This window comes from Lentilactobacillus parabuchneri DSM 5707 = NBRC 107865, assembly GCF_001435315.1.
Lineage (GTDB): Bacteria > Bacillota > Bacilli > Lactobacillales > Lactobacillaceae > Lentilactobacillus > Lentilactobacillus parabuchneri.
Genome location: NZ_AZGK01000040.1, coordinates 1 through 634, shown reverse-complemented (window position 1 = coordinate 634; position 634 = coordinate 1). Strand labels below are relative to the sequence as shown.

General features: G+C 42.4%; 1 protein-coding gene. It reads right to left on the bottom strand.

The genetic code is table 11. The features are described 5' to 3' along the window. Window positions 1–130 precede the first annotated feature (130 nt). Window positions 131–634 (bottom strand): RodZ family helix-turn-helix domain-containing protein (locus FC51_RS12390; RefSeq protein ID WP_057911401.1); only part of this gene is annotated, 504 nt, incomplete at its 5' end.

Sequence of the window (634 nt, the reverse complement as noted above, 5' to 3'; positions counted from 1 at the left end):
CTCTGGTCATGAGCGGACGCACCAGTTGTCCCAACCAACAACAGCGACACTATCGAAATACCAACTAAACTTAAAGCTCTATACAAATATTTGTACTTGATAGGCTTCATCATCATTATCCCAGATCAAGTTAAAGCAAGTTTCTAATGGTTGAGATAATCTCACAGATTGAATTAACAATTGCGGTTCCCTGACCAACAACATTAGAAAAAGCCCCCGTAATATCGTAAATTGCTTGGCCCTTATTGGCGGAAATTTGCGATTGAGTTAACTGAGGCTGGAGCTGGATATTTTGATTTTGTGCATCCTGATTTGCTTGGGCTTCTGCCGGCGTGATCGTTGGCTGAGCCTGAGTGGTATTTTGTTGCGCGGTAGTACTATTGGTATTCACTGGTGTAACTGCATTGGTTGATGTATCGGCTTGGGTCGAATTGGTACTGTCAGCCTGATTGCTGCTATTCGAATTATCAGTGGTCTGATCAGCTAATTTTCCTTTCTTGGTGTTATTAACAACCTGTTTGCGAATCACCTGTTGTTTAACCGACTTAGTGCCCCGTTTGGTCTTCTTAACTTTGGTGTTGGTCTTAATTTCTCTGTACTCCGTTGAACGGGAAACTGTCTTTTTGGCTTTAGG